We start from the raw sequence: 6,598 nt of genomic DNA, 5'->3' as shown, positions 1-6,598 counted from the left end.
CGTTGAACTCGCGCAGGTCGAAGCCGCCGTCCACCTTGCGGTAGCACTTCCACCAGACGGCTTGGCCGTTCTCGTAGTCCGGCATCCATTCACGCTTCAGCGTGGCGTAATTGTGGTCGAATGGTGCAATCGGGCGGGTCGGGTCGAGCGCGTCGAGCGCCTCTTCCCAGAGCGTCCTGCGAGGCGGTGAATTGGGTGACATGGCTGGGCTGTTGTCGAGTACGCGGAGGGAGTTGGGGATCAGGCGCTAGAACAGGCGCTGCCACCAGCGGCGCACCGGTGGCGCGGGCCGGCGTTGGGCGATGACGAGGCTGATGTCGTCGTTGCTGCCCGCCGCACGCGCCGCCGTGGCGAGGCGGGCGGCGACCGCGGCGAGCGGGGCGACTTCGCCGCTCGCCGGCGCGAGCGCGGCGTGCAGTTGGCTGGCGGTGAGCCCGCGGTGCAGGCCGTCGCTGCAGAGCAGCAGGCTGGCGGCGAGCGGCAGCGCGAGCGGCTGGACTTCCGGCTCGCCCATGTGGCCGGTGCCGACCATGCACGCGCAGTCGTCGGCGCTGGCGCCTTCGTCCGGCGCTTCGCCGCGCTGTTCGTACGTCTGGTCTTCGGTCAGCGCGACGGCGTGCTGGTCGTCGAGATAGTAGGCGCGCGCGTCGCCGATGCGCAGCAGGTGGCCGTTGCCGTCGCTGCGCAACCAGGCGGCGGCGAGCGTCGCCGCGCCGGGGGCGAAGGTGACGGCGTGCAGCGCGCTGCGCACGCGGTCTTCGGCGCGCCGCATCCAGTCGGCGATCTGCCCGGCGTCGCCGAGCGCTGCCGCGGGCAGGTCGACGGCGTGCTCGGCCAGCGCCTGCGCGGCGATGTCGCCGCGCGCGCCGCCGCCGACGCCGTCGGCCACGGCGAGGAAGACGGCGTCGCCGTGTGCGCGCGCGCGCAGCGGGCGGATGGCGATGCGGTCTTCACACTGCGCGTGGCGCACGCCGGTGACTTGCGCCCAGGCGATGCGCCAGCCGGGCACGTCTTGCGTGCCCGAGCGGACGGTGGGCGTTGGCGGGAAGTCGTCGTTCATCGCGCTCTTCGGGTGGTCGGCGGGGTTGGTGGGCTTGGCGGCGCCAGGAGCTGCGGCTGGCGGCTGCACGCGCTGCGCCTCGCTCGTCGCGTCGGGACGGTATTCTATGCCTTTCATGGGGTTTCGATTCGCAGTTGCACGGTGCCTTCGCCGCCGTCGCCGCCGAGCGAGATGATCTGGCTGCTGCCGGCGAGCAGTGTGAAGCGTTCGGGCTGCGCGGCGTCGCCCAGGTAGCTGCCGTTGCGCCCCAGGTTGCGCAGGCTGACGATGCGCGTGTTGCTGTCGTAGGCGGTGATCTGCAGGTGATCGCCGGAGACGAAGCTGCTCTTGCCGTTGGCGTCCCGGCGTTGGGCGTGCACGCTGAGCGTGTGTTCGCCGCTCGGTGCGCAGCCGATGGTGAGCGGGAACTGGCCGGCATACACCGGATGCCGGCGCTCGTCGCCGTCGCCGTCGCCGAGCAGGCGAAGGTAGAGCACCGGCAGCGGCGCAGCGGCGCGCAAGGGTGTGCACGCAGGTGCGCGCAGCGGGGTGGTCGGCGCGGTAGCGGGTGCGGTGGCCGGCGCGGCGCTGGCGTTGGCGCTGGCGTTGGCGCTGGCGTTGGCGCTGGCGCTGGCGTTGGCGTCGACGGTCGGCGCTGCGCTGCCGCCCGCTGCACGGCGGCGCAGCGTGACGTAGTCGCCGGAGAAGCGGAAAGTGGCGTGCAGCCGCGCGCCGTCGCCGGCGAGCAGCGTGTGCACGAGGTAGCCATCGACCAGCGTTTCCGGTGCGACGACGTTGAGGCCGCGGAACTTGTCGAACTCGAGCTGCTCGGCGGCGCCGGGTGCTTTCAGGCAGCGCGCGATGGTGATCCGCTGGCGCGCTTCCGACGGCATCTGGGCGATCGTGCGCAGGCCGGGGGCATACACTTCGGGGAGAGCGACTTCGATGCTGCGCACCGAGAAGCCGGTGCTCGGGTCGTCGGCATGCACGGGTTCGACGTAGTCGCGCAGGAGGAGCGCGGTGGCGTCGGTGAGCGCGTTGTTGAAGGCTTGCAGCCACGCTTGCGTGGGCTCGGCGACGCGCTGCGGGGCGAGCGCCGGCTCGTCGAGGCGCTCGTCGTCTTCGTGCCAGTCGGCCGGCGGGCCGAAGAGGCGGTCTTCGATTATTTGGCAGAGGCGGCGCCAGGCGCCGGCGCCGCGGGTGGCTGGCGCGGGCTTGGCCTGGCCGGCGCTGCGCTCGCCGGGTGGGTGTTGCGGGTGGGGTCGGAACGATGCGTTCATGCTGAGGTCTCCGGTGGGTTGAACAAGCCTTGGGCAGGGTGTGTCGCTGCTATAGGTAGAGATGTCGCCGGAGGCCGGCGACGGCCAGTTTTTCGGCACATTTTTGTCCGGCCTGGCCGGCAGGCGGAGGCGAAGGAGCAGGCGATGCGCGGGCAGACGGCGCTGGCGCGGCTGATGCACGGCGTAAACCAGGCCGTGCGCGGCGCGCGCTTCGAGCCAGGCGAGCAGTTCGCGCCAGCCGGGCGGTTCCGCGCTGCCCGCCGGCGGCGGCGACAGGCGCTGCGGCGCGAGGACGAGGTCGAGGCGAGTCGGGCGCGCCTCGGGATGACGGTGCGCGGCTTCGGCGAAGATGTCGCGCAGTTCGAGCAGCAGGCTCGGCCAGTCGCCGGCGTCGCTCGTTCCGGAAAGGCGGAGCGTCGCGCCGGGGCGCGCGTGCGGGTTGCGGCGTCGGGCGTTCATTGGCTACTCCCCTTGGCGACGGCGGCCGCCGGCGTGTACAGGCTGTTGAGCAGCGCCAGGCCGATTTCGGCGGCGACGTTGCCGTCCGGCCCGCGATCGCCGGCGGCGTCGACGCGCTGGCTGCTACGCCGCCAGTTGCGCTCGACCTTGACCACGAGCAGCGTGTCGAAGGGCGCCTGCGCCGTCGGGGCGGCGAGCGCGGCGAACCACTTGATCGGCCGCAGGCGACAGGCGGCGGCGACGCGCCGTGCCTGCGCGTTGTCCGGCGCCTGGCGCGCGGCGGCGCACTGCTGGCGCCATTCGTCGAGCGTCAGGCGGTCGGCGGGAAAAAGCGGCGTGCCGGTCTTGCCGGCGATGCGCGGGCCGCCGGTTGCGGCGCAGCGCAGAACGCCGCCGGCGCTGACGGCGTTGCGACAGGCGGTGAAGGCGGTGCCGCTGGCGCTTCGATGGACGCCTTCCAGCGCGCCGAGGATGCTGCGCGCGTCGTGCTGCGCCAGGCCGGTCGGCGTCAGCGGCGCGACCGGGCGGCGCTCGCCGCTGCTTTCCTGTACCGCTGCCAGCAGGTGCGGGACGGCTGCTTGCGCCGCGCCGTTGGCCGCGGCGGCCAGGTGCAGCCAGCTTTCGGCGATGCCGAGCGGGGTGGCGAGCGCGTTGCCCTGGCCGAACAGCTCGGCCAGCAGGTTGACCAGGTCGGCGCCCTGGCAGCCGCGCCAACGCTGCTTGCCGGCGTGGCGCGCGCAGTCGCGCAGGTCTTCCGGGCGCAGTTGGTCGACACGTTCGGCCAGGCTGCGCCCGTCGGCGGTGCGCAGCAGGCGGCCGGCAAAGACCGGGTAGGCGAGCGCTGCGCTGCGCACGTGCAGCGCGTTTTCGCGGTAGGCGGCGCGCAGCAGCGGCGCTTCGCCGGCGCGCGGCGCGAGTCCGCCGAGCAGGTCGAGCTGCGGCCGGCAGGCTTCGCCGGCGCGGCAGCCGACGTTCCAGCCGGTGCTGGCGAGAACGCGCTCGAGCGCGGCGAGCCGGCGGCGGATGCAGGCGAGGTCGAAATCGGCAGCGCGGCAGAGGACGAGGTCGATCATCGCTTCGGTGTCCGAGCTGCGCAGGATGTCGGGCAGCGCTCGCCTTTCCTGTGCGTGCAGCGTCTGCGCGGCGAGCAGGGCGGCGGCGAGCTGCGGTTTGTTCAGCGAGCCGGGCATTTCGGCTTGCTCGACCTGATTGTCCAGGCGGTGCAGGCGCGCCTTGTCGTCGGGCAGGGCGGGACAGTCGGCGCCCGCCGGGCGTCCCTGCTGGCGCTCGACGTAGCACGCGCTGCTCGCGCTGCCGAGGCCGAGAATGGCGCCGTCGCTCGCCTTGACGACGAGGATGCCGACGCTGCGCGCACGCGCGTTCTCGTACATCTCGCGCGCATGCCGTGCGACGCACCACCCGCAGCGCGCGCAGGCGGCGGCCTGACCGCTGTAGCAGGCGGCGGTGATCTGCGCTTTCTGCTGTACGCCGGGGTCGAGCGTCAACCACAGGTGGCGGCCGACGTGCAGTCCGTTGGCGAGCGTGTTCGGGCTGGCCGCCTGCCACGGCGCGCGCCAGTCGCCGAGCAGGGCAAAGAGCGCGTTCGCCTGCGCCGGGTAGTCGCCCGGGGCGAGCGGCGTTCCTTCGTCGCAGCGCGTCGCCGCGGGCGCGGGCGCGCCGGCGCCCGCGGCGTACAGGCATCCGGGCAGGCGGAAGGGGTTGAATCGCCACCAGGGCGCCGGGTTGTCGGCGGCGCGCAGGCGGTCGAGCAGTTGATCGCCGTCGGGCGCTGCGCGCAGCAGCCAGTCGGCCGCGTCGGCCAGCGCCTTGTCGGCGGGCGGCGCTAGTGCCTCGTCGCTGTCGCTGGCTGCCGCTGGCTGCAGCGCGTGCGCCGGGCGCGCCTGCGCCAGGCGCTGGTTGAGCCGCTCGAGCGTCGCGCAGACGGCGGGCGGCTGCGCGCATTCGGCGCGCGGCGCGCTGCCGGGCTGCAGGCTGTTGCGCAGCCAGCGCAGCGCTTCCAGGCGCGGCTGGTTGAGGTGCAGGTCGGCGCCTTCGCCGGCCGTCGGTCGGCTGAGCAAGGCGACGAGCACGGCGGCGAGCACGCTGGCGGCGAGGAGGAGAAGAACGGCGGTGCGCGCCAGTGGCGATTGTGCGTAGCGACGAGTCGCTTGCATGGCGGGGTCTCCGGGGTCTGATGGGTTGAGGATGAAGACGCAGCGGGGGCGCGCTGGCGGTCAGTTTTCCGCCAGCGCGAGGCCGCAGCAGACGGCCGCGCTGCACAGGCTGACCTTGCCGTACGAGAGCAGCGGCAGGTTGACGCCGGACATCGGCGTCCAGGCGAGCGTGCCGCCGACGCTGAGCAGCGTCTGCGCCAGGGCGACGATGGCGGCTGCGGTGAGCAGCCAGAAGAGCGCCGCGCGCTGCATGGCCAGCGCTGCCGGCGAGCCGGCTGATGGCAGGCGGCGAGGCAGCGCAGACATGACGACGGCGAACCACCAGACGAGCGCCAGCCCGATGAGGGCGACGGCGGCGGCGCGGCCGTAGCGCGCGAGATGCGCGGCGAAGGCAAAGTCTTCGACCAGTTGCAGCGGCGCGCCTTGCACGCGGCTGCCGCGTCCGCTGGCGCAGGCGGCTTCGCCGACCTGTGCCGGCGCGCCGCACCAGGGCGTGCGTCCGGCGCCGAAACCGCCGGCCGGGGTGGCCTGGATCAGCCAAAGGACGCGCATCTGGTCGTCGTGCGCGGCGAGTTGCGGCGTCGCGCGCGCCACTTCGCGCTGGCGGGCGAGCGCGCTGAATTGCGGCAGCAGGTCGACCAGCGTGCCGCGCCAGACGGCGACGGCGCTCACCGCGAGCACGCCGGCGAGGAGCAGGGCGACGCCGCTACGCCCGCCGGCAAGTCGGCGAATCGCCAGCACGCCGAGCAGCAGCGAGCCGGCGAGCAGCAGGACGAGCAGCGGGCCGGCGTCGGCGGAGACCGCCAGGCCGAGCGTCGCCAGGCCGCCGACCCAGAACAGCGCGCGCCACAGGCGGGCGCGGCGCGCCGGCGAAGCGGCGCACTCGCTACCGCGGTAGAGCAGCCAGGCGAGCATCAGACAGACGCCGATGCGCAGCGCTTCGCCGCTCAGGTGCGGCATCGCCAGACCGGGCAGCGTCGCGCTGCGCCCGCTGCGCCCGAGCCAGCCGACGAGCAGCGCCAGCGCGAGGCCCGCGCCGAGCAGGCGTAAGCGCTGGCGCGGGTCGATGGCGAGCGCCGACAAGCGGCTGACGCCGCGCAGCCAGGCGCGGCCGATGGCGCGCCGGGCGTAGGCGACGAGCAAGGCGATGCCGTTGGCCAGCCAGCAGGCTTCCGCGTGGCGCAGCGCGAAGAAGCGCGCTTGCGGATCGGCGCCGCCGGCGAAGTCGGCCATGACCAGCCAGGTAAGGCCAAGCAGCAGGCACCAGAGTGGCCAGAGCAAGGCTTGCCAGCGGCTCGTCGGCGCCGCTCGCCCGGCAGCCGCGGGCGGCGTCGGCGAGCGCGCGGCGAGCCAGGAAGCCAGGCCGGCGAGGACGATGCCAGTCAGGCCGGCAGCGAACAGCCAGATCGCCGCGATAACGCGCGGCGTCCAGCCGAAGGCCTCATGCAGCGCTGTTTGTCCGGCAGGCGGCACGCCGCAGGCGAGGGCCATCGCCGCCCAGAGGACGAGTAGCCACGGCAGACCCCAGCGCTGCACGCGGCGCGCCAGCCAGAGCATCGGCAGGCCAAGGATGGCGACAGCCGGCAGCCAGTCGGGCGCGGCCGCCGCCAGCCAGGCGGCGCGCGCTGCGCCGTCGGCTGGCACGG

The 6,598-nt window shown here is 74.0% G+C and carries 5 protein-coding genes; all 5 read right to left on the bottom strand.

Features of this window, described 5'->3' with window-relative positions; translation table 11 throughout:
- Nucleotides 1-202, bottom strand: a 202-nt coding sequence (locus tag RKP46_RS06435) for a hypothetical protein (RefSeq protein ID WP_311105876.1), incomplete at its 3' end; no start/stop codon positions are given.
- A gap of 45 nt (nt 203-247) precedes the next feature.
- Entirely contained in the window at nt 248-1,177 is a 930-nt protein-coding gene (locus tag RKP46_RS06430) for a protein phosphatase 2C domain-containing protein (RefSeq protein WP_311105875.1), read from the bottom strand.
- On the bottom strand, nt 1,174-2,778 hold the full coding sequence (locus RKP46_RS06425; RefSeq protein WP_311105874.1) for a hypothetical protein: 1,605 nt from the start codon (nt 2,776-2,778) through the stop codon (nt 1,174-1,176). The genes RKP46_RS06430 and RKP46_RS06425 overlap by 4 nt, the downstream gene beginning before the upstream one ends.
- Nucleotides 2,775-4,952: a hypothetical protein gene (locus RKP46_RS06420; RefSeq protein ID WP_311105873.1), complete on the bottom strand. Its 2,178-nt coding sequence runs from the start codon at nt 4,950-4,952 to the stop codon at nt 2,775-2,777. The genes RKP46_RS06425 and RKP46_RS06420 overlap by 4 nt, the downstream gene beginning before the upstream one ends.
- A gap of 60 nt (nt 4,953-5,012) precedes the next feature.
- Nucleotides 5,013-6,598: hypothetical protein (locus RKP46_RS06415; RefSeq protein ID WP_311105872.1), on the bottom strand; the 1,586-nt coding region annotated here is incomplete at its 5' end.

The organism is Accumulibacter sp., assembly GCF_031732815.1.
GTDB lineage: Bacteria > Pseudomonadota > Gammaproteobacteria > Burkholderiales > Rhodocyclaceae > Accumulibacter.
The sequence above is the reverse complement of the archived record's forward strand: the minus strand, read 5'-3'. Positions and strand labels throughout refer to the sequence as shown.

What these genes read in the sequence shown, in the direction of transcription:
- RKP46_RS06425 (WP_311105874.1), bottom strand. Translation starts at nt 2,778, where the DNA reads ATGAACGCCCGACGCCGCAACCCGCACGCGCGCCCCGGCGCGACGCTC.
- RKP46_RS06430 (WP_311105875.1), bottom strand. Translation starts at nt 1,177, where the DNA reads ATGAAAGGCATAGAATACCGTCCCGACGCGACGAGCGAGGCGCAGCGC.
- RKP46_RS06420 (WP_311105873.1), bottom strand. Translation starts at nt 4,952, where the DNA reads ATGCAAGCGACTCGTCGCTACGCACAATCGCCACTGGCGCGCACCGCC.